Annotated in this window: 2 protein-coding genes; both read left to right on the top strand. The window is 24.7% G+C overall.

Going from position 1 to position 1,162, the window contains the following annotated elements; genetic code table 11:
- On the top strand, positions 1 to 376 hold a 376-nt coding region (locus ACOTVC_RS08750; RefSeq protein ID WP_421628372.1), incomplete at its 5' end, for a hypothetical protein.
- A 214-nt stretch (positions 377 to 590) separates the two neighbouring features.
- A complete protein-coding gene (locus ACOTVC_RS08745; RefSeq protein ID WP_039626251.1) occupies positions 591 to 977 on the top strand; it encodes a hypothetical protein in 387 nt (128 codons plus the stop codon).
- Positions 978 to 1,162: the final 185 nt, after the last annotated feature.

Genomic DNA, 1,162 nt, shown 5'->3' with positions numbered 1-1,162 from the left:
ACTAGCTATACCTAAGCAAAATAAGATTAAATTTGCTTTAGCTAAAATAAAAGCTAATCCTCTTGCTAAGATTAAATGGGACAAGATAAAATGGGAAGGGATAGGAGGTAAATTAGGTGCAGCACAAAGAAGGAGAAGAGAAAAAAGTAAAGAGAAAGCAAAAATGCTTTTATATTTGGAAAATGAAAATAAAAAAGGTAAGGTAAGTGATAAAGAAGTTCATCTTTATAAGTATAATGGAATATGGCCTAAAGATACTCTAAAACCTAGAAGCTCTGATTATATTTGTGAAAATGGTAAGATTACTCTAAATATCAAACAAAGAGCCATAGAAATAAAAAATACTTTAAACAGGGATATAATAGTGTTTCTATAGAAACAAAAGATAAATTTATCAGATATGATTTAGATGGTAAACCACATTATGAGAAGACATTAAAGAAACTAATTAATACACCTCATAAAGTAGAATATACTAAACATATAAACCCTCAAGATTCAACAAAATATAGAATGTCAAAGGGTATAGTAGAACCAATATCTCATAAAGATTTAGATATTGTAGAAAATTATTTAAAAAGGCAAAAATAATGAAATTTGAAAATTTAAAACATGGAAGTTTATTTAAAAGAGAATTTTATCTTAAAGATGTAAAAATAGATTTAAGAAATGACTTTTTTGTTTATTCTATCACAATGAATGAAAAAACTTTAGAAATATTTTTTAAATCAGAGAAAAAAGATATACAAGATTTGCAAATTATTTTTTATGATTATAAGTTGCTACATTCAAAATCATATTGTAAAAATTTTAATCAATTAGAGGCTAATTTTATCGATTTGATAAGAAATAATTGGGATGATATAACAGGCTATATTGAAAAAGAAGAAGAGATGTTGATAAGTATATATTTTGAGAATGATTTAGAATATATTACTTTAACTTGTAAGTATTTTAATATAGATTTTATAGACTAAACAAAGGATAAACAATAACAAGAGAACAAGCAGAACTAATTATAAAAGAAGAAAAGTTGATTGATACAACTTGATATCCTTCTTATAAACATTTAGGGGAATATCATCTTACTATGTGGTTTGATTCTGATAATAATAAATATGAAACTTTCTATGTTGGAGAAAGGAGGAGTGTTAGTCTTAAC

Source organism: Campylobacter sp. GB48, assembly GCF_049221845.1.
GTDB classification, from domain to species: domain Bacteria; phylum Campylobacterota; class Campylobacteria; order Campylobacterales; family Campylobacteraceae; genus Campylobacter_D; species Campylobacter_D lari_C.
The sequence above is the reverse complement of the archived record's forward strand: the minus strand, read 5'-3'. Positions and strand labels throughout refer to the sequence as shown.